This is a genomic window from Streptomyces malaysiense, from assembly GCF_000980885.2.
GTDB lineage: Bacteria > Actinomycetota > Actinomycetes > Streptomycetales > Streptomycetaceae > Streptomyces > Streptomyces malaysiense.
The window spans coordinates 1-25,092 of the sequence record NZ_LBDA02000058.1 but is presented as its reverse complement, the minus strand read 5'-3'; the positions used below and the strand labels follow the sequence as shown (position 1 = coordinate 25,092).

19 protein-coding genes, 3 tRNA genes and 1 pseudogene are annotated in these 25,092 nt (G+C 72.4%); 8 read left to right on the top strand and 15 right to left on the bottom strand.

All coding sequences use genetic code 11. The features are described from left to right. Positions 1–702, bottom strand: a complete 702-nt coding sequence (locus tag VT52_RS25465) for a SanA/YdcF family protein (RefSeq protein ID WP_046422220.1) — start codon at positions 700–702, stop codon at positions 1–3. A 208-nt stretch (positions 703–910) separates the two neighbouring features. Between VT52_RS25465 and VT52_RS25460 the strand changes: the two genes are divergently transcribed. From VT52_RS25460 to VT52_RS25445, 4 genes and pseudogenes are all read left to right on the top strand, one after another. Continuing rightward, the gene (locus VT52_RS25460) at positions 911–2,200 is read left to right on the top strand and encodes a deoxyguanosinetriphosphate triphosphohydrolase (protein ID WP_046422219.1); all 1,290 of its coding nucleotides are present in this window, start codon (positions 911–913) and stop codon (positions 2,198–2,200) included. A 104-nt stretch (positions 2,201–2,304) separates the two neighbouring features. Beyond that, complete coding sequence (locus VT52_RS25455; RefSeq protein ID WP_046422218.1) at positions 2,305–3,570, top strand: NAD(P)/FAD-dependent oxidoreductase; 1,266 nt, start codon at positions 2,305–2,307, stop codon at positions 3,568–3,570. Positions 3,571–3,617: 47 nt separating this feature from the next. After that, positions 3,618–5,525: a DNA primase gene (dnaG, locus tag VT52_RS25450; RefSeq protein WP_046422217.1), complete on the top strand. Its 1,908-nt coding sequence runs from the start codon at positions 3,618–3,620 to the stop codon at positions 5,523–5,525. Between the two features lie 222 nt (positions 5,526–5,747). Further along, positions 5,748–6,842, top strand: a pseudogene (locus VT52_RS25445) (RNA polymerase sigma factor); the annotation flags it as partial. 61 nt (positions 6,843–6,903) lie between these two features. Here VT52_RS25445 and VT52_RS25440 read toward each other — a convergent pair. The 4 genes from VT52_RS25440 to VT52_RS25425 form a co-directional block, all read right to left on the bottom strand. Beyond that, the gene (locus tag VT52_RS25440) at positions 6,904–8,832 is read right to left on the bottom strand and encodes an ABC transporter ATP-binding protein (protein ID WP_046422215.1); all 1,929 of its coding nucleotides are present in this window, start codon (positions 8,830–8,832) and stop codon (positions 6,904–6,906) included. Next, positions 8,832–10,565 carry an ABC transporter ATP-binding protein gene (locus VT52_RS25435; protein ID WP_046422214.1) on the bottom strand — a complete coding sequence of 578 codons (1,734 nt, stop codon included), beginning with the start codon at positions 10,563–10,565 and terminating at the stop codon, positions 8,832–8,834. The genes VT52_RS25440 and VT52_RS25435 overlap by 1 nt, the downstream gene beginning before the upstream one ends. A gap of 165 nt (positions 10,566–10,730) precedes the next feature. Continuing rightward, positions 10,731–12,179 carry a xylulokinase gene (locus tag VT52_RS25430; protein ID WP_046422213.1) on the bottom strand — a complete coding sequence of 483 codons (1,449 nt, stop codon included), beginning with the start codon at positions 12,177–12,179 and terminating at the stop codon, positions 10,731–10,733. 29 nt (positions 12,180–12,208) lie between these two features. Further along, complete coding sequence (locus VT52_RS25425; protein WP_046422212.1) at positions 12,209–12,514, bottom strand: hypothetical protein; 306 nt, start codon at positions 12,512–12,514, stop codon at positions 12,209–12,211. A gap of 159 nt (positions 12,515–12,673) precedes the next feature. On the opposite strand from VT52_RS25425, the gene VT52_RS25420 reads away from it, so the two are divergent. The 3 genes from VT52_RS25420 (at position 12,674) to VT52_RS25410 (ending at position 13,075) form a co-directional block, all read left to right on the top strand. After that, positions 12,674–12,746, top strand: a tRNA-Asn gene (locus VT52_RS25420). A gap of 6 nt (positions 12,747–12,752) precedes the next feature. Next, a tRNA-Asn gene (locus VT52_RS25415) sits at positions 12,753–12,825 on the top strand. A gap of 176 nt (positions 12,826–13,001) precedes the next feature. Further along, positions 13,002–13,075, top strand: a tRNA-Ile gene (locus VT52_RS25410). A gap of 314 nt (positions 13,076–13,389) precedes the next feature. Here VT52_RS25410 and VT52_RS38155 read toward each other — a convergent pair. The 9 genes from VT52_RS38155 to VT52_RS25365 all read right to left on the bottom strand — a co-directional run bounded on the left by VT52_RS38155 (position 13,390) and on the right by VT52_RS25365 (position 23,054). After that, positions 13,390–13,761, bottom strand: coding sequence for a hypothetical protein (locus VT52_RS38155; protein WP_053055530.1), 372 nt, complete (start codon positions 13,759–13,761; stop codon positions 13,390–13,392). A gap of 724 nt (positions 13,762–14,485) precedes the next feature. Beyond that, positions 14,486–14,929 carry a hypothetical protein gene (locus VT52_RS25400; RefSeq protein ID WP_046422211.1) on the bottom strand — a complete coding sequence of 148 codons (444 nt, stop codon included), beginning with the start codon at positions 14,927–14,929 and terminating at the stop codon, positions 14,486–14,488. A 2-nt stretch (positions 14,930–14,931) separates the two neighbouring features. After that, entirely contained in the window at positions 14,932–15,639 is a 708-nt protein-coding gene (locus tag VT52_RS25395) for a vWA domain-containing protein (protein WP_046422210.1), read from the bottom strand. Continuing rightward, positions 15,636–16,877 (bottom strand): protein kinase domain-containing protein, encoded by a 1,242-nt coding sequence (locus VT52_RS25390; protein WP_063888353.1) that lies wholly within the window; start codon positions 16,875–16,877, stop codon positions 15,636–15,638. Before VT52_RS25390 ends, VT52_RS25395 begins: the two co-directional genes overlap by 4 nt. Next, positions 16,874–17,974 carry a PP2C family protein-serine/threonine phosphatase gene (locus VT52_RS25385; RefSeq protein ID WP_053055529.1) on the bottom strand — a complete coding sequence of 367 codons (1,101 nt, stop codon included), beginning with the start codon at positions 17,972–17,974 and terminating at the stop codon, positions 16,874–16,876. Before VT52_RS25385 ends, VT52_RS25390 begins: the two co-directional genes overlap by 4 nt. After that, a complete protein-coding gene (locus VT52_RS25380) occupies positions 17,971–19,125 on the bottom strand; it encodes a hypothetical protein (protein ID WP_143070911.1) in 1,155 nt (384 codons plus the stop codon). Before VT52_RS25380 ends, VT52_RS25385 begins: the two co-directional genes overlap by 4 nt. 37 nt (positions 19,126–19,162) lie before the next feature. After that, positions 19,163–21,403, bottom strand: coding sequence for a hypothetical protein (locus VT52_RS25375; RefSeq protein ID WP_046422208.1), 2,241 nt, complete (start codon positions 21,401–21,403; stop codon positions 19,163–19,165). Between the two features lie 142 nt (positions 21,404–21,545). Next, the gene (locus tag VT52_RS25370; protein WP_046422207.1) at positions 21,546–21,941 is read right to left on the bottom strand and encodes a hypothetical protein; all 396 of its coding nucleotides are present in this window, start codon (positions 21,939–21,941) and stop codon (positions 21,546–21,548) included. A gap of 426 nt (positions 21,942–22,367) precedes the next feature. After that, the gene (locus tag VT52_RS25365) at positions 22,368–23,054 is read right to left on the bottom strand and encodes an ANTAR domain-containing response regulator (protein ID WP_046422206.1); all 687 of its coding nucleotides are present in this window, start codon (positions 23,052–23,054) and stop codon (positions 22,368–22,370) included. A 174-nt stretch (positions 23,055–23,228) separates the two neighbouring features. Here VT52_RS25365 and VT52_RS25360 point away from each other — a divergent pair, with 174 nt between their 5' ends. Continuing rightward, complete coding sequence (locus tag VT52_RS25360) at positions 23,229–24,164, top strand: anti-sigma factor RsbA family regulatory protein (protein WP_046422205.1); 936 nt, start codon at positions 23,229–23,231, stop codon at positions 24,162–24,164. A 28-nt stretch (positions 24,165–24,192) separates the two neighbouring features. On the opposite strand, the gene VT52_RS25355 is transcribed toward VT52_RS25360, so the two are convergent. After that, positions 24,193–25,041 carry an EamA family transporter gene (locus VT52_RS25355; RefSeq protein WP_420856308.1) on the bottom strand — a complete coding sequence of 283 codons (849 nt, stop codon included), beginning with the start codon at positions 25,039–25,041 and terminating at the stop codon, positions 24,193–24,195. Positions 25,042–25,092 lie beyond the last annotated feature (51 nt).

Below are 25,092 nucleotides of genomic sequence, written 5' to 3'. Positions count from 1 at the left end.
TCAGCCCTTTTCGTGGCGGGCCTGGCCACCGGCCTCGGCGAGCGCGTCGGCGATCCCCCGCTCGCGGGGCCCCAGGAACGTCGGGTCCGGGCGGAAGACCGCCTCCAGCAGCGCCTTGCCCGCCGCGAACACCTCGCGCGTGCCGCCGTAGTACCAGGTGACGTCGTGCGGCTCGTCGACCCCGACACCGTACGAGTCGATGCCCGCCGCCTCGCACAGCGCGACCGCCCGCCGGATGTGGAAGCCCTGGCTGACCAGGACGGCACGGCGCACGCCGAAGATCTTCCTCGCCCGTACGCAGGAGTCCCAGGTGTCGAAGCCGGCGTAGTCGCGCACGATCCGCCCGCCCGGCACCCCGTGCCCGGTCAGATAGGTGCGCATGGCGTCCGGCTCGTCGTAGTCCGTGCGGCTGTTGTCGCCGGTGACCAGGACGACCTTGACCCGGCCCGCGCGGTACAGCGCCGCCGTCGCGTCCAGGCGGCGCGCGAGGTACGGCGACGGCTCCCCGTTCCACAGCCCGGCCCCGAACACCACCGCGACCGGCGCGGGCGGCGCGTCCGCGACCGTGCGCAGCCGGTCCGCCGTGGACGTGAACAGCCAGGCCCCCGGCAGCAGCGCCAGCGTGCAGACGGCCACCACGGCCCGCACCAGCCGCCGCTGACCGGCGCGGGTGCGCGGCAGCCGCGGTCTTCGGATCCTCATACGGTCCCCCTCGGTGCGAGGCTCTCTGCCCGGCCCCGGTGCTCGGTCCCGGTGCTCCGCCCCCGGTCATGGAGGACGCCACCGCCGGTCATCCGGTTCGCCCCTGTGTGCGAATCCGCCCGCCGGGACGGCCGAATTCCCGCTCCCGCCATACGACTGGGCCACCCGGTACCCCCCATTCGTCACCCCGTGCGTCTACTGTCGGATCATGGAAGGCAGCGCACCCCCCGGCCCCCGCGGCCCTGACCCCTACCACCCCGCGGACCTGGAGCGCTTCGCGCCCGAACCCGACAAACGCCCCGGCCGCACCGCCTTCCAGCGCGACCGGGCCCGCATCCTGCACTCCGCCGCGCTGCGCCGCCTCGCGGGCAAGACCCAGGTCGTCACGCCGGGCAGCCGCAGCCAGGTCTGGGACGCCAGCCCCCGCACCCGGCTCACCCACTCCCTGGAGTGCGCCCAGGTCGGCCGGGAGCTGGGCGCGGCCCTCGGCTGCGACCCCGACCTCGTCGAGGCCGCCTGCCTCTCCCACGACCTGGGTCACCCGCCCTTCGGCCACAACGGCGAACAGGCGCTCAACGCGTTCGCGGACGACTGCGGCGGCTTCGAGGGCAACGCCCAGTCGCTGCGGCTGCTCACCCGGATCGAGCCCAAACGGTTCACCGAGGAGGGCTCCGTCGGCCTCAACCTCACCCGCGCCGCGCTCGACGCCGCCACCAAGTACCCCTGGCCGCGCGGCGCCCATCCCACCGACCCCGCCTCGGGGAAGTTCGGCGTGTACGAGGACGACCGCCCGGTGTTCGACTGGGTCAGGGCCGGCGCCCCCGGCACCCGCACCTGCTTCGAGGCCCAGGTCATGGACTGGTCCGACGACGTGGCCTACTCGGTGCACGACATCGAGGACGGCCTGCACGCCGGTCACATCGACCCCAACTGCCTGCACGCCGAGCCCGAACGGCAGGCCGTGTTCGAGGTGGCCGTCGGCCGCTACGTCCCCGCCGGCACCGAACCGGCCGAACTCGCGGACGCCCTCGACCGCCTCCAGGACGAGGAGTGGTGGCCGCACGGCTACGACGGCACCGCGGCCGCCCAGGCCCGCCTGAAGGACGCCACCAGTCAGCTCATCGGACGGTTCTGCCTGGCCGCTGAGGGCGCCACCCGCGCCGGCCACGGGAACGGCCGGCTCACCCGCTACGGCGCCCGTCTCGTCGTGCCCCGCGGGACCCGGATGGAGTGCGCGGTGCTGAAGGCGGTCGCCGACCGGTACGTGATGCAGCGGGCCGAGCAGGAGCGGCTGCGGGCCGATCAGCGGGTGATCGTGGCGGAGCTGGCCGAGGCGCTCACCGCCCGCGCGCCGGACGGCCTGGATCCGCAGTTTCGGGCCCTGTTCGACGGGGCATCCGACGACCACGCGCGCAAGCGGGTGATCGTCGACCAGATCGCATCCCTCACCGACGCCTCCGCGCTCTCGCTGCACGCGAGACTGACCGGGCATATGTGAGAGGAACGTGCACCGGGTGGCCTGATCGGGTCACTCCCCCTTCCCGCAGCGCGCCGCGTGCGGGACGCTCGCGGGTGGCGGCACCCTTACGAGGAGGCATACAAGTGGTCGACGCGGATCAGACATTCGTCATCGTCGGAGGCGGCCTCGCCGGCGCGAAGGCGGCGGAGACGCTCCGCGCGGAGGGCTTCACCGGCAGGGTGATACTGATCTGCGACGAACGCGACCACCCGTACGAGCGACCGCCGCTGTCCAAGGGCTTCCTGCTCGGCAAGGAGGAGCGGGACAGCGTCTTCGTGCACGAGCCCGCCTGGTACGCGCGCAACGACATCGAGCTGCACCTCGGCCAGAGCGTCGACCACGTCGACCGTACGGCCAGGACCGTGCGCTACGGCGACGACGGCACCCTCGTCCGCTACGACAAGCTGCTGCTGTGCACCGGCGCCGAGCCGCGCCGCCTGGACATCCCCGGCACCGGTCTCGCGGGCGTCCACCATCTGCGCCGGCTCGCGCACGCCGAGCGGCTCAAGGGCGTGCTGGCCTCCCTCGGCCGGGACAACGGGCACCTCGTGATCGCGGGCGCCGGGTGGATCGGCCTGGAGGTCGCGGCGGCGGCGCGCGAGTACGGCGCGGAGGTCACCGTGATCGAGCCGGAGCCGACCCCGCTGCACGGCGTGCTCGGCCCCGAGCTGGGCAACGTCTTCGCCCAGCTGCACAGCGGCCGCGGGGTGCGCTTCCACTTCGGGCGGCGGCTCACCGAGATCATCGGCCAGGACGGCATGGTCCTCGCGGTACGCACCGACGACGGCGAGGAGCACCCGGCGCACGGTGTCCTGGCGGCGATCGGCGCGGTGCCGCGGGTGGCGCTCGCGGAGGCGGCGGGCCTGGAGATCGCCGACCGGGCGCACGGGGGCGGGATCGTGGTGGACGAGCGGCTGCGCACGTCCGACCCCGACATCTACGCCGCCGGTGACGTCGCGGCGTTCCCGCTGGAGCTGTTCGGCACCCGGATCCGCGTCGAGCACTGGGCCAACGCGCTCAACGGGGGACCGGCGGCGGCGCGCTCGATGCTCGGGCAGGACGCCGTGTACGACCGGGTGCCGTACTTCTTCACCGACCAGTACGACCTCGGGATGGAGTACAGCGGGTGGGCCCCGCCGGGGTCGTACGACCAGGTGGTCATCCGGGGCGACATGGGCAAGCGGGAGTTCATCGCCTTCTGGGTGGGCGAGGGGAGGGTGCTCGCGGGCATGAACGTGAATGTGTGGAACGTCACGGAACACATCCAACGGCTGATCCGCTCCCGTGCGCGGGTGGACACGGACGCGCTGGCCGACCCGCACGTGCCCCTGGACCGTCTCGTCCCCTGATCCCCGGGAGCCCCCGGGTGCTCCTTCCGCCCCCGTAGAATTCACGCGTGGCAGGACGGATCAACGACGAGGACGTGAAGGCGGTACGGGACGCGGTCCCGATCGACGCCGTGGTCTCCGAGTACCTCCAGCTGCGCAACGCGGGCGGCGGCAACCTCAAGGGGCTGTGCCCGTTCCACGACGAGAAGTCGCCGTCCTTCCAGGTCAGCCCCGGCAAGGGTCTCTTCCACTGCTTCGGGTGCCAGGAGGGCGGCGACACCATCACCTTCGTGATGAAGGTGGACCACCTCTCCTTCTCGGAGGCGGTGGAGCGGCTCGCCGCCCAGGCCGGGATCACGCTGCGGTACGAGGAGGGCGGGTACAACCCGGCCCACCAGCGCGGCGAACGCATCCGGCTGGTCGAGGCGCACAAGATCGCCGCGCAGTGGTACGCCGAGCAGCTGGCGAGCAGCCCGGAGGCGGAGACCGGCCGGGTCTTCCTCGCCGAGCGCGGCTTCGACCAGGACGCGGCGGTGCACTTCGGCGTCGGCTACAGCCCCCAGGGCTGGGACCACCTCACCCGCTATCTGCGCGGCAAGGGCTTCAGCGACAAGGAGCTGGTCCTCTCCGGGCTCTCCCAGGACGGCCGGCGCGGACCGATCGACCGCTTCCGGGGCCGGCTGATGTGGCCGATCCGGGACATCGGCGGAGAGGTCGTCGGCTTTGGCGCGCGCAAGCTGTACGAGTCCGACAACGGGCCCAAGTACCTCAACACCCCCGAGACCGCGATCTACAAGAAGTCGCAGGTCCTCTACGGCATCGACCTGGCGAAGAAGGAGATCGCGAAGTCCAGCCGGGCGGTCGTGGTCGAGGGCTACACCGACGTCATGGCCTGCCATCTCGCCGGGGTGCGGACGGCCATCGCGACCTGCGGTACGGCCTTCGGCGGCGAGCACATCAAGATCCTGCGCCGGCTGCTGATGGACAACGGCTCGGCCCGGGTGATCTTCACCTTCGACGGCGACGCGGCGGGCCAGAAGGCGGCGCTGCGGGCGTTCGAGGACGACCAGAAGTTCGCCGCCGAGACGTACATCGCGATCGCGCCGGACGGCATGGACCCGTGCGAGCTGCGGCTCGCCAAGGGCGACGAGGCGGTGGCCGACCTGGCCGAACCCCGCACCCCGCTCTTCGAGTTCGCGCTGCGTCAGGTGGTGAGCCGGTACGACCTGGACACCTCGGGGGGCCGCGCCGCCGCGCTGGACGAGGCCGCGCCGATCGTGGCCCGGATCAAGAACAGCGGCGCGCAGCACGAGGTCGCGGTCGAGCTGGCCGGACTGCTCGGCATCCTCGACACGCAGTTCGTGGTGCGGCGGGTGGCCCAGCTGGCCCGCTGGGCGCGGGACCGGGGCGGCCGGGGCCCGGCACAGGACCGGCCGCGCGGCGCCGACCAGCAGTGGGCGCAGGCCCCGCGGACCGCGAACTCCGGCCCCGCCCTCACCCTGCGCAACCCGGTGTACGCGGCGGAGCGTGAACTCCTCAAACTCGCGCTCCAGCGCCCCGAGTTGGTCTCACCCGCCTTCGACGCGTACGGGGTGGACGAGTTCACCGCCCCGCCCTACGCCGCCGTACGGCAGACCATCGCGGAGGCGGGCGGCGCCGAGTTCGGCGTGTCCGACCCGCAGGAGTACCTGGTCCGCGTCCGCGAGGCCGCACCGGACGACGCCGCCCGCGCCATGGTCACCGAGCTGGCCGTCGAACCGATCCTGCGCCGTACCGTCGACGAGACCTACGCCGGTACCGTCCTGGTCCAGATCCGCCGCCGCGCCGTCGAGCGCCGCATCCGCGACATCGAGTTCCAGATGACCCGCCTCTCCTCCGGCGGCGACCCGGGCCAACTGGCCGCCGTCCAGAACGAGATGTGGGTCCTCCAGCAGTACGACCAGTCCCTGCGCGAGAGGGGCGCCGCGGCGCTGTGAGGGCCGGCCCTCGCCGCGGGGGCGCCCCGTCGGCGTGACGCCGGGGTCCCCCGTCCTGCCACGGGCCGGTGCGGACCGTCCTCCGCATATGCCAGACGCACAATCCGACGAGCTGGGTAACCACCGGGTGACGGATCGGACGCAAAAAGTCACCGCACACCCCTCGTGGCAGCGATGTGTCGTACCCCACACTGTTGGGGATGCCGAGTCCGGCGAACATTTCTGGAGGTCGCCCTCGTGCAGACCCAGACCCTCACCCCTACTGCCAAGAGCACCGGTGCCGGCGTGGACGAGACGGACGCTGAGCCGGACGGCGTCGCGGCCGTCCCGCCGCAGGGGCGTGCCCCCCTGCATCCGGAGACGGGCGCCGAGGAGGCGCCGGCCGCGGCGAGGAGCGAGAGCGGCGGGCCGTCCGCCGATCTGTTCCGGCAGTACCTGCGCGAGATCGGCCGCATCCCGCTGCTCACCGCCGCCGAGGAGGTCGAGCTCGCCCGCCGGGTCGAGGCCGGGCTGTTCGCGGAGGAGAAACTGAGCAACACCCCCGACCTGGACAGCCGGCTGGCGCAGGACCTGGACCAGCTGGTGGTCATGGGACGGGTGGCCAAGAGAAAGCTGATCGAGGCCAACCTGCGGCTCGTCGTCTCCGTCGCCAAGCGCTACGTCGGGCGCGGGCTCACCATGCTCGACCTCGTGCAGGAGGGCAACCTCGGGCTGATCCGCGCCGTGGAGAAGTTCGACTACGCGCGCGGCTACAAGTTCTCCACGTACGCCACCTGGTGGATCCGCCAGGCGATGTCCCGCGCCCTCGCGGACCAGGCCCGCACCATCCGCGTCCCGGTGCACGTGGTGGAGCTGATCAACCGGGTCGTACGGGTGCAGCGCCGCATGCTCCAGGAGCGCGGGTACGAGCCGACGCCCGAGGAGGTCGCCGCCCATCTCGACCTCCCGCCCGAGCGGGTCGGCGAGGTGCTGCGGCTCGCCCAGGAACCCATCTCGCTGCACGCCCCCGTCGGCGAGGAGGACGATGTGGCGCTCGGCGACCTCATAGAGGACGGCGACGCCGCGAGCCCCGTGGAGTCCGCCGCGTTCCTGCTGCTCAAGCAGCACCTGGAGGCCGTGCTGTCCACACTGGGCGAGCGCGAGCGCAAGGTCGTACAGCTGCGCTACGGCCTCCTCGACGGCCGCCCCCGCACCCTGGAGGAGATCGGCCGCCTCTTCGGCGTCACCCGCGAACGGATACGCCAGATCGAGTCCAAGACGCTGAACAAGCTCAGGGACCACGCGTACGCGGACCAGCTGAGGGGCTACCTGGACTGAAGGCGGAGCGGGGGGAGGGGGCCGCCCGGAGCCGGTCCGGAAGCGGCCCCCTCCCGCCCGCTCAGTCCACCTCCGCCACCGCCTGCGCGAACTGCGCCTTGTACAGCCGGGCGTACGCCCCGTCCGCCGCCAGCAGCTCGGTGTGCGCGCCCTGCTCGACGATGGAGCCGTTCTCCATGACGAGGATCGTGTCCGCGTCCCGGATGGTCGACAACCGGTGCGCGATCACGAACGACGTGCGCCCGGCGGCGAGTTTGGCCATGCCCTTCTGGATCAGCACCTCGGTCCGCGTGTCCACGGAACTCGTCGCCTCGTCCAGGACCAGGATCACCGGGTCGGACAGGAACGCCCTCGCGATGGTGATGAGCTGCTTCTCGCCGGCGCTCACCCCCGTGCCCTCGTCGTCGATCACGGTGTCGTACCCCTCGGGCAGCGTCCGGACGAACCGGTCGGCGTGCGCGGCCCGCGCGGCCTCCTCGATCTCGCCCCGGGTGACCTCCCGCGAGGCGCCGTACGCGATGTTCTCCGCGATGGTGCCGCCGAACAGCCAGGTGTCCTGGAGAACCATGCCGATCCCGGACCGCAGTTCGTCCCGGGTCATGCTCCGTACGTCCACCCCGTCCAGGGTGATCCGCCCGCCGGAGACGTCGTAGAACCGCATGAGCAGGTTGACCAGCGTGGTCTTGCCCGCGCCCGTGGGGCCGACGATGGCCACCGTGTGACCGGGCTCCACCGTGAGCGAGAGATCCTCGATCAGCGGCTTCTCCGGCTCGTACCGGAAGGACACGTGCTCCAGCCGCACCCGCCCGCGCAGCTCCGCGGGCCGCTCGCCCGGCACCGGGTCCGCCTCCTGCTCCTCGGCGTCGAGGAGTTCGAAGACCCGCTCGGCCGAGGCCACACCGGACTGCACCAGGTTGGCCATGGAGGCCACCTGCGTCAGCGGCATGGAGAACTGCCGGGAGTACTGGATGAACGCCTGCACGTCACCGATGGACAGCGCGCCGGACGCGACCCGCAGGCCACCGACGACCGCCACCAGCACATAGTTCAGGTTCGACACGAACATCATCAGCGGCTGCATCACACCGCTGTTGAACTGCGCCTTGAACGCGGCCTCGTAGAGCGCCTCGTTCTGCTCCGCGAACTGCTTCGCCGACTCCTCCTGCCGCCCGAACACCTTCACCAGCGTGTGCCCGGTGTACATCTCCTCCACGTGCGCGTTGAGCTTGCCCGTGGAGCGCCACTGCTGCACGAAGTGCGGCTGCGAACGCTTGCCGACCCGGGTGGCGACGAGGAACGACAGCGGCACCGTGACCAGCGCGACCAGCGCCAGGATCCAGGAGACCCAGAACATCATCGCCAGCACACCGACGATGGTCAGCACCGAGTTGATCAGCTGGCCCATCGACTGCTGGAGCGTCTGCCCGATGTTGTCGATGTCGTTGGTCGCCCGCGAGAGCACCTCACCGCGCTGGCGCTTGTCGAAGTACGACAGCGGCAGCCGGGACAGCTTCGCCTGCACGGACTCGCGCAGCCGGTACATCGTGCGGTTCACCGACCGGTTGACCAGCCGCGTCGCCACCGCCATCAGCAGTCCGGCGACCGCGAAGGTGACGAGCGCGAGCAGCAGTACGTCGCCGACCGCGCCGAAGTCGATGCCCTTGCCCGGGGTGAAGTCGGTGCTCTGGAGCATGTCCGCGACGGCGCCCTTGCCGTGCGCCCGCATCTGCTCCAGCACCTGTGCCTTGGTGGCCCCGGCGGGCATCTGCCGGCCGATGATGCCGGAGAAGACCAGGTCGGTGGCGCGGCCGAGGATCTTCGGGCCGACCACGCTGAGGGCCACGCTGACCACCACGCAGGCCAGCAGGCCGTACACGGTGAGCCGTTCGGGCCGGAACTGGGCGACCAGCCGTTTGCCCGACCCCTTGAAGTCCATCGACCGCTGGTCGGGGCCGCCCCCGGCCATCATGCGTCCCATGGGCCCGGACATCAGGCGGCCTCCGCTTCCGTCAGCTGGGAGAGCACGATCTCCCGGTAGGTGTCGTTGCCCGCCATCAGTTCCTGGTGCCGGCCGGAGCCGACCACCCGGCCCTCGTCGAGGACGATGATCCGGTCGGCGTCCCGGATGGTCGCCACCCGCTGGGCGACGATGACGACGGTCGCCTCGGCGGTCTCCTGCGCCAGCGCGGCGCGCAGGGCCGCGTCGGTGGCGTAGTCGAGTGCCGAGAAGGAGTCGTCGAACAGGTAGATCTCCGGGCGCTGCACCAGCGTGCGCGCGATCGCGAGCCGCTGGCGCTGTCCGCCCGACACATTGGTGCCGCCCTGGGCGATCGGCGCGTCCAGACCGCCCTCCAGCCCGGTCACGAACTCCTTGGCCTGCGCCACCTCCAGCGCGTGCCACAGCTCCTCGTCGGTGGCGTCCGGATTGCCGTAGCGCAGGTTGGTGGCGACGGTGCCCGCGAAGAGGTACGGCTTCTGCGGCACGAGTCCGACCGTCCGTGCCAGCAGCTCGGGGTCGACCTCGCGGACGTTCACGCCGTTCACCAGGACCTCGCCCTCGGTGGCGTCGAACAGCCGCGGGACCAGCCCGAGCAGGGTCGACTTGCCGCTGCCGGTGGACCCGATCACGGCCGTGGTCTCGCCGGGCCGGGCCGTCAGTTCGACGGAGCGCAGCACCGGCTCCTCGGCGCCCGGATAGCGGAAGCCGGCCTCGCGGATCTCCAGATGCCCGTGCCGCCGCAGCTCGGTGACCGGCGCGAGCGGGGGCAGCACGCTGGTACCGGTGTCCAGGACCTCCTGGACGCGCTCGGCGCACACCTCCGCGCGCGGCACCATCATGAACATGAAGGTGGCCATCATCACGGACATCACGATCTGCATCAGATAGGCGAGGAACGCCGTCAGGTCGCCGATCTGCATACCGCCGCTGTCGATGCGGTGCGCGCCGAACCACACCACCGCGATGGAGGACACGTTCACCACGGTCATCACCATCGGGAACATCAGGGACAGCAGCCGCCCGGTGGCCAGCTGCATCTCGGTCAGCTCGCCGTTGACCCGGCCGAAGCGGGCCTGCTCGTACTCGTCGCGGACGAAGGCGCGGATCACCCGGTTGCCCGTGATCTGCTCGCGCAGCACCTGGTTCACCTTGTCCAGGCGGGTCTGCATGGTGCGGAACAGCGGCCGCAGCTTGCGCACGATCAGCGTCACGCAGATGGCCAGCACCGGGACGACCGCGATCAGCACCCCGGACAGCGGCACGTCCAGGCCGAGCGCCAGCACGATGCCGCCGACGCACATGATCGGCGCCGACACCATCAGCGTGAACGTCATCAGGACCAGCATCTGGACCTGCTGGACGTCGTTAGTCGTCCGGGTGATGAGCGAGGGCGCGCCGAAGTGACCCACCTCACGGGAGGAGAAGGACTGCACCCGGTCGAAGACGGCGGCGCGCATGTCCCGGCCGAGCGCCGAGGCGGTGCGGGCACCCAGGTAGACGGCGCCGATGTTGCACACGACCTGCACCAGCGAGATGCCGATCATCAGGGCGCCGAAGGACAGGATGTAGCCCGTGTCGCCCTTCACGACGCCGTTGTCGATGATGTGGGCGTTCAGGGTGGGCAGGTACAGGGTGGCGCAGGTCTGCAGGAACTGGAGCAGGACCTGAACGGTGATGGGTTTCTTGTAGGGCCTGAGATAGGTCCGTAGAAGTCGTATGAGCACGCTACGTCTCTCGGAGTGGGCGGCAGGGGGCGGGTCGGTCTGCCCTTGGCCCCTATCGTCCGACACTCCACCCGCGTTACCTCAACTGATTAACCCGACAGCGGATTTCCGTGCGGCCTTCCGGGTGTCGGGTGTCGCGGGACGGTTTGAGGCGTTCCGTGCGGCTTACTGGAACGCTCCCGGGTGCGTCTGCTCCCGCACCGCCGTGAACTGCTGCCGTACCGCCTGCCCGGCCGCCAGCTCGTCGCCCGGCTCCAGGACCTGCGCCGCCGCGCCCTGCCAGGCCGGCGGGGTGCGCGGGTCCAGTGTGCCCTGCGAGACCCCCAGTGCCCAGGCCGCCTGCCGGGCCGCGCCGATCGCCGTGTAGTCCGCGGGCTGCGGTACGACGACCTGCGCGCCGAACAGCGAGGGCGCCGCGGCCTGCACGGCGGGCAGCTCGGCGGCCGGGCCCAGCAGGAAGATCCGGCGCACCTCCACCCCCCGCCCGCGCAGCACGTCCAGCGCGTCCGCGAGCCCGCACAGCATGCCCTCGAACGCGGCCCGCGCCAGGTGCTCCGGCTTCATCGACTCGCGCCGCAGCCCGGTGAGGGTGCCCGCGGTGTGTGGCAGGTTCGGGGTGCGCTCGCCCTCCAGGTAGGGGAGCAGTACGAGGCCGTGCGCGCCCGGTGTGGACTTCATCGCCAGCTCGGACAGGCTCTCCAGGTCGGGCAGCCCGAGCAGTTCGGCGGTGCCGCGCAGGGTGCGCACGGCGTTCAGGGTGGTGACCACCGGCAGGTGCATGCCGGTGGCGTCGGCGAGCGAGGTGATCATCCCGGACTGGTCGGCCAGTGCCTCGGGGTGCACGGCCATCACTGAACCGGACGCGCCGAGGGACACCACCGCGTCCCCGAGCCCGATGCCGAGCCCGAACGCGGCCGCCATGGTCTCCCCGGTGCCCGCCGAGATCAGCAGCCCCTCCGGAGTCGTACCGGCCGCCTCGGAGGGACCGATCACCTCCGGCAGCATCGCCTGGTGGCCGAGCGCCAGCTCGACCAGGTCGGGGCGGTAGACGCCGGTGGCCGCGGACCAGTACCCGGTGCCGGAGGCCCCGCCGCGGTCGGTGGTACGGCGCGCCGGGCGCCCGAGCAGCTGCCAGACCAGCCAGTCGTGGGCCTGGAGCAGGGCGGCGGTGCGCTGGGCGTTCTCGGGCTCGTTCCTGGCGAGCCAGCGCAGCTTGGTGACCGGCTGCGCGGCCCCCGGCACACAGCCGACGGCGTCCGCCCAGGCCTCCCGGGAGCCGACGGCGTCCACGAGATCGGCGGCGGCGACCTGCGCGCGCCGGTCACCGCCGACGAGGGCCGGGCGCACCGTGTTGCCGTGGGCGTCCAGGGGGATCAGCGCGTGCTGCTGGGCGGAGACGCCGATGGCCTGGACACCCTCCAGCAGGCCGCCGCCGGCGGCCTCCCCGAGGGAGAGCAGCCAGGCCTGGGGGTCGATGTCGCTCGGGCGGCCGCCCTCCGGGGAATCGACCGGATGGGCGGCGTACCCCTGCCTGAGCACGGCACCGGTGTCCGTGTCGCAGACCACGATGCGGGTGAAATCAGGTGAGCTGTCCAAGCCGGCGACTATCCCCATGCGGAGAATATTGCCCCATCCGTGCGGGGCTAGGTGTTGCTGGTGCCCCAGTCGTCGCCGGCCGGGCCGCCCGCCGAGCGGTCACGCAGGGAGCGGACCCGCTGGGCCACGGAGGAGGGCACGTGGTCGCCCACCTTGTCCGTGACCGTGTGCACGGCCTTGCCGGCGTACGCGCGGCCCTGCTGGGCCGCGGTCTCGGCGGTGTTGCGGACGGCCGGGTTCTGGGCGAACTGACGAGCGGACTTCTTCAGCTGCTCGTAGCGCTCGCGTCCGGCCCGTGTGCCGAGTACGTAACCGACGGCCAGTCCGGCGATGAACGTGAGCCGGTAGCGCATGGCTGCCACCCTTCCCGTGTGTAGGTGTCTGGTGCGGCGCAGGATCCGGGGGGTACCGATTGGCGGAGCACCCCCCTGCTTGCGCTAATGTATGTGTCGCAGCGAGCGACCGCCCCCCGGCGAATACCCAGGGAGGCGCGTTCGATGCAATCGAGGCGATCCTCCGTAGCTCAATTGGCAGAGCAGCCGGCTGTTAACCGGCAGGTTACTGGTTCGAGTCCAGTCGGGGGAGCTTCGGTCCTCCGTAGCTCAATTGGCAGAGCAGCCGGCTGTTAACCGGCAGGTTACTGGTTCGAGTCCAGTCGGGGGAGCACGCTGAACGAGGACCCCTCAGGGGTCCTTTTTCATGTCCGCGGGAACCGCCGAGCCTGCGCGGATGTCCTCAACGTCGTGAGCAGAGCGGAAGCCGACCATCCGAAGCAGGAGATCGTATGAGCGGCTATGCTGCGGCAGACGGCGCGCACACTTGTACGCGACACGCCGCTATGGGGCGGTAGCTCAGCCGGTTAGAGCAGCGGACTCATAATCCGTCGGCCGTGGGTTCGAGTCCCACCCGCCCCACTCCAAGGTTCTCCCGGAGAGCCGTTTCCGCCTGAGGGTACGCGAGAGCGGGGGTCGCCACTCCAGGGTGGGGACCCCCGCGACGGTCTGCGAACGGAACTGAGGCGCAGGCGGAAGCTGATGAGCGTCCTTGACCGGCACGGGCTGTGAAAGGGCTCCGGCAGAGGTTTCATCGGAGGAACGGCAGGGACAGGGGCCGGCTCCCCGCCGGAAGGCAATTCCGCTGTCGGATGACCGCCGCCTGACGGGGTGGTCTCGCTGCTCGTGACGACGCGCCGCTGCCCGGCGAGGCATGTTCCGGGCGGCGGCGCCGGTCAGCTGGGCGAGGGATCCGGGACGAGTTTCTCCCGGCCGATGGTGCTGCCGTCCCGGGTGATGACGACCTCGCCGTCATGGATCGTGTAGCGGTAGGGGCCGTTCCGCGCCACGTAGCCGTCGTCCGTCTTCTCCGCCTCCATCGCGAGGCCCGTACTCGGGCGTCCGGTGAACTCCCCGTAGTAGTACAGCCGGTCGTCGTCCGTACGGCACAGGGTGATCTGCTTGTTGCTCGTGCGGTAGGCGCGTACCAGAGATGCCTCGCCGTCCGCGCCCGGCAGCTTCCGCGCGACCCGTGAGGGACAGGAGGGCCCGGTCGGACCGGCGGTCGGGCTGGGGCCCGCGCCGAGAGACGAGTCCAGGACGGACATGCAGCCGTCCAGTGCCCTCGGGCCGAAGTACAGGACGAGGGCCGCGACGAGACAGCCCTTGAGCCAGCGGCGGCGAGTGCGTCCACCGCCGGTGGGCCGGCGTGCCGGTGTCCCGTGGGGGCGCGGGTGTGCGGAGCGTGATGGGGCGGTGGGCCGGGGGACGGTGGTCGTCCTGGGCGGCTCGGGCTCCCGCACGGGCTCCGGTGCGGTGGGCGGCGGGAAGAACAGGGGCGGAGGGGCGGACGTCCTGCTCCTGCCCGAGGCGGCGGAGGAGGCCGCCGTACTGGCCGACGCACTCCTCGGGCGGGTCGTGCCGGAGGCCGGCCCCTTCGTGCCCGAGCCCGCCCCGGCCGTGCCCGAGCCCGGTTTCCTCGGGGCGGCCGGACGGGACGGTGACGGCTTCGGAGACGGTTTCGGGGCCGCTTTCGGGGTCGGTTTCGGGGTCGGTTTCCGGGTCGGTCCAGGGGCCGGTTCCGGGCCGTCCCCGGCCGGGCGGGACGCGGTCTTCCAGGAGGCGTCGCACACCACGCAGGCGAGGCTGTCGCGGCCGTTGTGGGTGCCGCATTCGACGCACTCCCAGGCCCGCGCCGGACCGCCGGGCCGACCGGTCCCGCCGCGTGCGGCGGGCCGGGCCTCGTCACAGATCAGGCAGGTGCGCCGACTGCGCGTGTTGTGGGTGCCGCAGGCCGCGCAGAGCCAGGTGGGGGAAGCCGCCATGCCCGCCTCAGCCCTCCCGGGTCCCGGCCGACCGGCGCAGGACGTCCTCGTAGAACGCCTCCGTCGCCGCGCCCGGCAGGGAGACGACCCAGCCGGGGTCCGCACGCGGGACGAGCCGCAACCGGGGCTCCGCGGGCGGGAGTTCCCCGGGCAGCCCCAGCTCCCTGCTGAGGATCTCCGCGAACTCCCGTGCCGGGAGGGAGTCGTCGGGCTCCGTGTGCAGGCGTACGACCATCAGGGAGGTACCCGGGTTCCCCCGCACCGGGACGAGGCGCAGGACGATCTGGACGCCTCCTTCGTCCGTCCGGTCGGCCCGGATGTCCCGGCACCAGGAGACGGGCGCGGTGAGGGCGCCGCCGTCGTGCCAGCTGATCGTGAGTTTGTCCCCGTGGCGGCACAGGAGGGCGTCGGAACAGCGCAGGGTGGCCGTACGGTGGTCGGTCGCGGACATGGTCAGAGACTGTTCGCGATCGTGTCGATGATCTCGTCCATCTCGAACTCCTCAAGGCCGTGACCGGCCTTGGACGGGAAGTGGAGCGTCATGTCCCAGTCCTCCTGCATCTCGTTCCAGGGCTCCTCGTCCGGGGCGAAGAGCACGAGGCGCTTGGCGGACTGCTCCATGACGGCTTCCTGGCTGCCGGCGTACCCCCACCGCTCGAAGAGTTCGTCCGCGCTGCGCGGGACCGCTGCGGGGTAGCGCTGGAGGGCTGAGTGCGGGCCGCCGAGCGGGTGGGCGGGAGCGTCGGTGAACATGACGATCACATGACGGCGGCGGTCGAGTCCGGACTCCCAGGGGGAGCCGACGGCCAGGGCGAGGGCCTCCAGACCGGACTCGGGACGGTCACCGCCGCCCCGGGCCTGGATCCCGCCGAGAAAGCCGCGGAACTCCTCGGCCTGCTCCGGCAGGGTGAGGAACCCCGTCTGCTCGATGGCGTCGTCCTCGTTGTCGCCGAAGTCGCGGAAGGCGACCGTGCGGACGCGTAGCTGGCTGATGGCCTTCCCCTTGTCCCGCATGACCGCTTCCAGCCGCTGCTGGAAGGTGAGGGCGCTCTCCTTGACCGAGCCGAGGACGGGGTTCATGCTGCCGGTCGCGTCGATGCACAGCACGATGTCGACCGCGTACTGGAGGTTGCCCTGGTAGGGGGCGGCAGCCGGGTTCATGTGGTCGTGTCCTCCTGGTCGTTCCTGGTGTCCAGCGGGCGTGCCGTGCCCGTGGGCTTCGTGCGGGGGCCGGCGCCGCGCCGGTCCCCGAGGTTGATGCGGACGCGAGAGACCCGCGTCGCGTCGCCCGCCGGTGGACCGGCGGACGGCTTGTCGGTGGTGGTGCGCGGCCGGGTGGGTCCGGGCACGTTGGTGCGCAGCCGGCTGGTGCGGGGCGGACCGTCGGGCGCGCCGTCCGCGCGGGGAGCGGCGGCGGCGTCCGGGCGGCCGGAGCCCGTCGAGCCCCTGGAGGTGCTCCCGGAGGTGCCGTCGGCCGTGCCTGGACGGCGGTGCTGGAGGGCGCACACGTTCGGGTCCTTGAGAGCGGAGATGACCCCGGAGGCGCGCGGCCTGCTGGAGGGGGCGCGGGAGAGCATCCTGCGCAGGAGGTTCTGCATGGGGTCTGTCAGCCGGGGGTCCAGCCGCAGGTCCGCGCGGGCGTTGACGGCGTCGGCGGGCGAGCCGAAGCGGTCGTCGTACCGGGGCAGGGAGCCGGTGAGGTAGTGATGGGTCATCAGCCCGAGCGCGAAGATGTCCACGGCGGTGGTCAGCTGCCGCGGCTGTACGGACTCGTCGCCCTGGACGTACCCGCGCCACTCCGGGGCGCCGTAGAGCGAGTCGCCCGCGATGTCGTCCCGGCCCGGCGGACTGCCCGAGAGATAGGAGTCGTCGAAGTCGATCAGCTTGGCCACGTGGAAGGAGTTGCCGCCGTACCGCTGCACGAGGACGTTGGCCGGCTTGAGGTCCCCGTGCACGATGTCGATGCCGTGCAGCAGATTCAGGCTCACGGCAAGGGTCTTGAGCAGGACGGCCTTGTGCCGGGGTTCCAGCAGCTGCGGCTTCTCCAGGGTGGAGGTGTCGATACGGGCCGTCACCTTGTAGTAGGTGCTGCCGTGTGCGAAGAAGTCCGTGGCCAGCACCAGATGGCCGGCGCCGTGCACATCTGGCTTGAGCCGGCCCATGATCGAACGGTGCCGCTCCTCGAACTCCTCGCACAGCCGGAGCCGGGCCAGCCTGCTCCGCTCGCTGCCGCCCCCGCCGGGGCGCGGCAGCTTGGGCGCGAGGAACTGTTTGACGAAGTACTCCTCGCCGCCCCTCTCGCCGTCCTTCTCGGCGAACGCCCACATGCACTTCCCGCCGCCCGCGTTGGTCGGTTGTGTGGTGATGCGGTAGCCGCCCACGATGTCGCCCAGCTTCACTTCCCGCCGCCTTCCGTGCGAGGTTCCTCATCCGGCCCGGACTCCGTCGGCGCGCCGGGAAGAGGCGGCATCCACGCCTCGTACTCCTCGCGATAGCGGTCCCAGCTCGCCGCCCGCCAGCGGCGCATGGCCTCGCCGTCACGCGGGTCCGGCATCGCCGAGGTCCACTGGTGCAGCTCGGCGAAGCGTGGCGCCATGTGCCGGCGAACCTCCGCGAAGTCCTGGTAGCCGAGCGCGACCACGGCCAGGGAGGCATCGTCGCCCGTGTACGCGGAGACGGTCGCGGCCAGGTCGTCGGCCCAGGCCGCCGCGGACCCGGCCCGGGACAGCGTGGAGAGCAGGACGTGCTCGAAGTCGCCGGGGGTGTGCACGTAGCCGAAGAACCCGTCGGTCGCGCACACCAGCACGTACCGTCCGCCGGTGAAGTCCCGGCGGTGGAAATCCACCTGGAACTCCCGGTCCGCGCAGATCACGTTGGTCATCTGCGGGTCCTGGACGAGCTGGGCCAGGGCGTCCGTCTCGTCGGTGTGGTCGCGAGTGACCGCGCGCAGTCCGGCGTCGGAGGTGAGGAGATAAGCGCGGGAGTCGCCGGCCCACATCGCCTCGCACTCCAGTCTGCCCTCCCGTACCGCGTAACGCAGCGCGGCCAGGGTGGTGGGCAGCTGCCGCCGCATCGAGCCGACCACCTTGCTGCGGCGGGCGGTCGGCTCGAAGGCGCGGAACAGCCATCGCAGGTGCCCGGGGAGCGTGGAGACCCGTGGGTCCCGCGCGCGGTGTTCCTCGTACTGCCCCGCGAACCACGACTCCGTGCCGAGGCGTGCCAGCCGGGAGGCCACCCAGGCGCTCGACCGTGGCTCGCCGAGGCCGTCGTGCCAGGCGGTGGCGGAGCCGGAGCCGCCCAGCCCGTCGAAGACGGCGAGCAGCCCGTGCGCGGTGTCCTGGTGGTGGATGAGCAGGGGCTCGGCGTCCTCTCCCTGGCCGGGGCGGCGTTCCGTCCACACGCTGAGGGTCAGCAGACCCGGCTCGTCGTGCGCGTGGGCAGCGTGGGCGGCGCGGCCCGGGACCGGGTCCGAGGCCGGTTCGGTGGGCAGGGTCATCGTGTACCGCCCCGCAGGCCGCGGACCCGGCTGGCCTTCCGAGGTTCCCCGGCGGCAGGCTTGTCCGCCGCCGAGGGGGCGTGCGGGCGGGGGTCGTACCGGCGGGAGGACGCGGGTGGGGCGGTCGTACCGTCGTCGCCGGGTCCGAGAGGCTCGTCCTCCGGCGGCCCGTCGGTGAACGACACGGGCGGTGCGGACGTTTCCGAGGGCGGCACCGGAGCCGGCACGGGGGCGGCCTCGATGCCCTCGGGGGTCTCGTACGCCGGCTTCCCGGCGGCCGGCGCGGCCGGCAGCGCGGAACCCCGCAGTCGGCTCCCGCGCATACCCCCGAAGGGAGCGGCCGAGCCGCCGAGCACGCGGTGGAGCACCGCCCGCTCCGCCTCGGCGATCTCGAACGGTTCGCGGTCCTTGTCGCCGCGCTTGAGGATCATCTCCAGGGTCGCGCGCAACTCGGCCCGTTCGGCCTCCTCGGCCTTCTCGATGTACTTCCAGGCGGCGGCCGGCCCCTCCCGCTCCAGGATCTCGGCGATCAGTCCTTCCGCTCCGTCGGCGCGGAGCATGTCCAGATGGCGCCGGCGGCGCAGGTCGGCGAGCCGGGTCTCTCGTACGACGTCACGGAACTGCCGCCCGCTGGTGGCGACTTCCTCGGCGTCGACGAGCAACTCCACCTGTATGCCCGACAGGTGGATCGCGTCGTCCCCGACGATGTCGTGCACGGCGTCGTTCAGTGCCTGCTCGGCCTCGTGGAACTCGGCGATGTCGTACCAGCGCGACGTCTGCCGCAGGATGCGCCGCAGTGGATCCGCGAGGGCCGCGGCCATGTCCCGGATACCCCGGTCCACGACCGCGGCCGGGTCGGTGACACGGCAGGTCAGCGCCAGGGAGCTCTGGAAGGCGAAGGTGGCGTCCCGGCTCAGCAGCGGCAGCGTCAGGATCAGGCGGTGATCGCCGGTGTCGACGGTGAAGACCTTCTGCCAGGCGCCGAAACGCGCGGAGGGGATGGCGTCGCCCGGCCACACGGTGACCGCGGCGCCTTCGTACGGCACGAGAACCAGCGCCCGGCCCGGCACCGGCGGGCGAAGCGGGCTGAGCAGCCTGAGCGGCGAGAGGTCCTGTACCTCCAACACAGGGTTGTACGTGGTCTGTTGCACGGTTTCGTCGTCCTTTGGGCGTGGCGGCTTGGGACTGTCAGGGGAGTTCACGTACGGCGTGCAGGAGCCGCGCCGCCGTCGGCGACGGCCTGGCCGGGTCCGCGGCCCACCTGGCGAGCCAGTAGTCGAGCCGCTGGCGGTGTTTGCCGGGCCGGCGGGCGATTTTGGTCAACAGCACTCGCAGCGACTCGAATGCGGCGCGGTCCCGGCTCGCGTACTGGTCGATCCAGACCCGCAGCGCCTCCAGGGCGCGATCCTGCACGGGTTTGCGGGCCAGGGCGCGCGCCCACAGCTCCTCCAGCTCCGGGCCGAGCCCGGGTGCGGCGGTCAGCAGGCGCGGCGGCCTGCCGGCCGGCGGCCCCGCGGCGCCGTCACCGCCGTACGGCTGGAGCACTGTGAACAGGAACACCGACAGGGTCTTCGCCACCATGGGGGAGAGGTCCTGCGGGGCGGACCAGGCGAGCAGCGCGGCGAGTACCTCTCGTTCCGCCCCTTGGTCGATCAGATGGGCGGAGCTCCAGGCGACCGGTGCCAGATGCCCCCAGTCGTCCCCCCAGTCGAGCGCGGCACGCAGCACGGCCAGGGCTCGACGGGGGTCCTGCCGGCCGAGCAGGCCGCGCACCGCGGTGGCGGCGGTCTTGGCGAGGCGACGGTCCAGGGCCGAGCCGCCCGTGCCCACCCACTGTTCCAGCAACGCCCACACCCAGGCGGTGTGCTCGGCACGCTGGGCGACCACGGCGAGCGCGGTGGCCGCTCCCTGCCGGATCGGCACCGACTTGCTGCCGGCCCATGCCTTCAGGAACCGGTGCAGCGCGTGGTGCGGGTCGCTCCAGGCGAGGATGCCCGCCGCCACGGCCGCCTGGGCCCGTACGGCCGGGTCCGGGGCGCGCCACAGGCTCACCCGCAGCCAGTCGACCAGCGGCGCGCGAAAGCCGTCCAGGTGGGTCCAGGCGTAGGACAGGACCGCCTGTGGGAGCAGCGGGTTGCGGAACCGGAGGCGGGGCGCGGCATTCGGACTGCCGTCCGGCGAGGCCATGGTCAGCCACGGCTGCTCCTGGGCGAGCCGTGCCGCGAACCGGATCGCGGCCGGATCCGGTGCGGGGTCCACGACGGCCGTGTGCAGTTTCAGCGCGGCGTCGGCCACGGTGAGGTAGGTCATTCCGTCGTGCACGGCGGCGGCGAGCGCGAAGCAGATGGCGGCGGCGTCCCCCTGGCCCTCGCGGCCCTCGTTCCGCAGGAACCACTGGTGCACCTGCCCGCTCGGGTCACGCAGCCGCGCCACCTCGGCTGCCAGGTCCCGTCCGGTGCGCAGTGCCCGCGCGATGCGCACGGCGACCTCCAGCCGCGGCTGCTCGCGCAGGGCGTCCAGGGCGCGGCAAGCGGACAGTTCCCGTTCGAGGCGGGCGGCCCGCACGGGCTCGGGAGCGGGTCCGAGCACCCGGTGTCGCACCACCTCGACCAGGTCGAGGTCACCCAACTCGACGCACACGTAGGGCGATTCCTCAGCCGCGCGGGCCAGCGCGCCCCGTGGTGCGCCGGTGACGACGACCATGAAGGAGTGGGTCTTTGCGACCTTGGCGGCCGTCGCGCGCAGCCAGCTCAGGTCGATGTCACGGACGATGTCCTGCGCGGCCTCCTCCAGTGTCAGGAGGTAGCCCGCGTTCTCGTGCGGCGGGACCCAGTCGTGCGCGGTGGCCGCACCCAGGTCGGTGACCTCGTGGCAGCCGCCGGGCGGGCCGTCCGCCACATGCAGGGCCAGTGCCTCGGCGAGGAGGTTGACCGCGGTGGCGTAGCGCCCGGAACCGGGTCCGACGGCCAGCACCACCAGGCGGTGTTCCCCGAGGGCGTCCAGGATCTCCGGGTAGCGGCTCGGCGCTACGAAGTGCTCGACCTGCGCGTTCCGTACGTCCTCCGTGATCGGTACGAGGCCGCTCCCGGCGCGGCCGGCCCTGCCCGCCGCGCCGCCGAAGGCGAGACCGCCGCGGAAGGACACCGTGTCGTTGAAGAGGGTGAGGTTGTGGATGCTCAGCCCTGGCGCCTGCTCCCGCAGCCGTTCGGCGATCCGGTCCGCGATCGAGGCCGCGTGATCGGCCTCGGCCCGCTCCTGTGCCTCCTGTCCGCCCAGAGTGAGCAGGCGCAGGGCCTCGGTCTCGTTGACCGGGCCGTCCCCGTCGGGCACGGCCGGGCCACCCGCGGAATCGGGCGGGGGCGGGTCCTCGCCGGTGGCGTCCTCGGTCCAGGGATCGTCGGCGGTCTCGGACCCGGTGATGTCGGACAAAGGGCGTGGCCTTTCGGGAGCACGGCGACACGGGCGGAACCGGGCGCGAAGGCCGGTGCGGGCATGGCTGAAAGAGCCACCCGGGGGCAGGTGGCCGCCACCAGGGACGGAGGCGCGCCCTTGCACGCCGGCCGGGCGGGCGTCAGTTGATGTTCAGGCCACCTTGGAAAGTGACCTGTTCGTTGAACGTCGTCGCGTTCTTGATGACCGTGGCGTTCACGTTGCCGCGCCCACCGTTCGATGCGCCCGCTTCCGCGACCAGCGTGCCCAGGTCGGCCTCGAAGCGCGGGTCGCGCAGGGCGTAGGAGTGGATGAACCGCTGGAGCGTGGTGACCGCGGCCTCGTCGGCCGGGCGCCGGTGCACCTGGTCGAGCGCGGCCGTCGCCTCGTCGTCGCCGCCGAATCGGGCCCGCAGCCGGTCGGTCAGCCGGGTGAAGCCGGCCCATGACGAGCGCCCGGCCTCGCCGCCCGCGGACTCCAGGGCGCCCTTGGCCACAAGTGCCGCGGCCGCGACCGCGGTTGCCGTGATCGGATCCATGAGTGCTCTCGTCCCCCCGTAGGCACCGGGACTCATGCGGCTTCACATGAGTCCCGGTCGATTTTAGGCAAGAGCACCGGAGACCCGGACTGAGTGCCGGGAGGCGTGGCCGGAATGGCGCCGTTGACGATCCGGGAGTAGCGGATCAACTGGGCATTCCGGGTGAGAGTCGACGGGTGCGCCGCGAAGTCTTGGCTGGTTTCCAGCCTTTGGCCTTCGGTGGCCCGGTGGAGATCCCACCCGCTCCGGGGGCTTGAAGTCCTGCCCGCGTGGGCACGGACCTCCTACCGATGTCGGCAGGAGGAGGCGTCATGGACCGTCGGATCCGGGTACGTGTCAGCCGGCGGCCCGTCGCGCCGCGGGAGCAGGAGATCGATCGCAGGACGCCGTCGGGGCGCGTGCTGCCGTACTGAAGTCGCCCGCGTCTCAGGGGATGTGACGGGCCGCGGCCGTGCGCAGGGCGCGGCGCAGGGGTTCCGGTGGGGGTGGCCCGCCGGGGGCCGCGCTCGCGGTGATGGCGGCGGCGATGCGGTGGAGTTTGGTGTTGGAGTTCTGGGAGGCCTCGCGCAGGACCTCCCAGGCCTGTTCGGGGGTGCAGCCGTGGGCGGCCATCAGGACGCCGCGCGCCTGGTCGATCACCGGGCGGGAGTCCAGGGCCTGGCGCAGCTGGGCTATCTCCAGGCGCAGCAGGTCCAGTTGCTCGGCGCGTTCCCGGGCGACCGCCGAGGCGGTGCGGACCGGGAGGTCGGGGCATGCGGTGGCCCCGTCGGCCCGCAGCGGGTCCGTCGTGTCCAGGCCCACCAGTTCGAGGACGCGGCGCGGCTGGCCCCGCCAGCCGTGCGTGGTGACCCGTACACCGTGGTGACGGCCGTACTCGCGCAGCAGGTCCAGGCAGGCGAGCCCCGCCGTGTCCAGGAAGGACACCCCGGCCAGGTCAAGTTCGACCGCGGTGGTGCCCGGCGGCAGGGCGGCCAGGGCGTCGCCCAGGGTGTCCGTGCCGCCGTGGACCAGTTCCCCACGGGCCGTCAGAAGGGCACGCCCGTTCTTCCGCCGGGTATCGATCACCAGGGCGTTCAGTCGCACGGTGTGGGCTGCGAGTCCCGCTGAGGTCATGTCTCCCCTCCCGCTCGGTCCATGGGCACCATGCGGTCGCCTGCCCTGCGTGCGGACGCCTACACCCCCCGTGTCCGAAAGGGGGCCCGGACCGCGCGCGAGACGGGCCGCATGGTTCGTGCCGCCGGGGGAAGGCGCGGGCGTGGCGCACACCGCCGGGAAACGAGGTGCCTCATGAGCGGCGAGCCCTTGGCGCACCCCGCGCTCTTCTACGGCGGACCGCGTGCCTACCTCGACGGCACCGTGCCCTTCGTCCGCGCCGCGCTGGCCGCCGGTGAGCCGGTCGCCGTCGTCGTGCCCGGGGAGAAGCTGGAGCTGATCCGGGACGCGCTGGGCGCCGAGAGGGAAGGGGTGCGGTTCCTCGACATGCGGGAGGCCGGGCGCAACCCCGGCCGGATCATCCCCGGTGTGCTGTGCGCCTTCGCCGACGCCCAGCCGCCCGGACGGCGTACCCGGATCATCGGCGAGCCGGTCTGGGCGGGGCGCGGCCCGGCCGAGTACCCCGCGTGCGTGCAGCACGAGGCGCTGATCAACGCCGCGTTCCGGGGGCGGGAGATCACCATCCTGTGCCCGTACGACACCGCCGCGCTGGACCCGCGGGCGCTGGCCGAGGCATGGACCACCCATCCCGTCGTCATCGAGGGCGCCGAGGAGCGGCCCAGCCCGGTCTACGACCCGGAGGGCGCCGTCGCCCGGCACAACGTCCCGCTGCCGCCCGCCCCGGACGCCGGTCCCGGGGTGCTCCACGCCGCCTTCGACGCCGAACGGCTCTCCTTGGTGCGGCACTTGGCCGCGGACCACGGCGCGGGGCTCGGGCTCGCCGGTGAGGCGCTGGAGAATCTCGCGCTGGTCACCGCCGAGCTGACCACCAACAGCGTGGTGCACGGCGGCGGCCGGGGCACGCTGACCGTGTGGGCGTCGCGGGGCGGCCGGGTGCTGTGCGAGGTGCGCGACGGGGGCCGGCTGACCGATCCGCTGGCCGGGCGCCGCCCCGCGATCCCGGGCCGGAGCGGCGGCCGCGGCCTGCTCCTGGTCAACCTGGTGGCCGACCTGGTGCGCACGCACACGAGCCCTGCCGGTACGACGGTCCGCTGCCGTCTCGGCGCATGAGTCCTGCCGGTACGGCGGCGCCGCCGCCTCAGCGCATGAGTCCGATCCCCGTCAGGACCACCGCCCCGGCCACCAGCCGCAGCCGTCCGAACGGCTCCCGGAAGAGCAGTGTCGCGATGATCGCGGCGACCAGGATGCCCGTCTCCCGCAGCGCCGCGACCGCCGCGACCTCGCCGTGCGCCTGGGCCCAGACGACCAGGCCGTACGCCGTCATGGACAGCACCCCGCCCAGCAGCCCGGTGCCGAGGACCGGCCGCACCTGGGCGAGCAGCTTCCCCCGGCGCCTGGCCAGCGCGATCAGTGGCATGAGCGGGCCCTGGAGCAGGAAGAGCCAGGCGGTGTAGGCGAGGGCGTCGGGCGAGTGCCGTACGCCCAGGCTGTCGACCAGGGTGTACGACGCGATGATCGTGCCCGAGCCGAGCGCGGCACCGAGGGCCGGCAACTGGGCGCGGCGGATGCGGCCGGAGGCGAGGGCGAGGGTGGCGAGGCCTCCGGAGACCAGGAGGACGCCGGCCGCCTGGAGCATCGTCAGCGCGCCGCCGAGCAGGGTCACCGAGGCGATGGCCACGAGCAGCGGGGCGACCCCGCGGGCCAGCGGGTACATCTGCCCGAAGTCGCCCAGCTGGTAGGCGCGCAGCAGGAACAGCTGCGAGGTGACCTGGAGCGCGGCCGAGGCCGCGAGGAACGGCCAGGCGCCCGCCGGGGGCAACGGGGCGAGGCAGACCAGGACGGCCGCGCATCCGGTGCACGCGACGCTGATCAGCGTGAAACCGGTGAGCTTGTCCGGTATCCGGTGGGCGATCGAGTTCCAGACGGCGTGCAGCACCGCGGCCGTCAGCACGGTGGTGAGCACGGGGGCGGACATGGTTCCTGGCATGGCCGGAGCGACTCCTGGCGGGGAGGTGCGAGCGAGCGGAGGGAGAGGGGG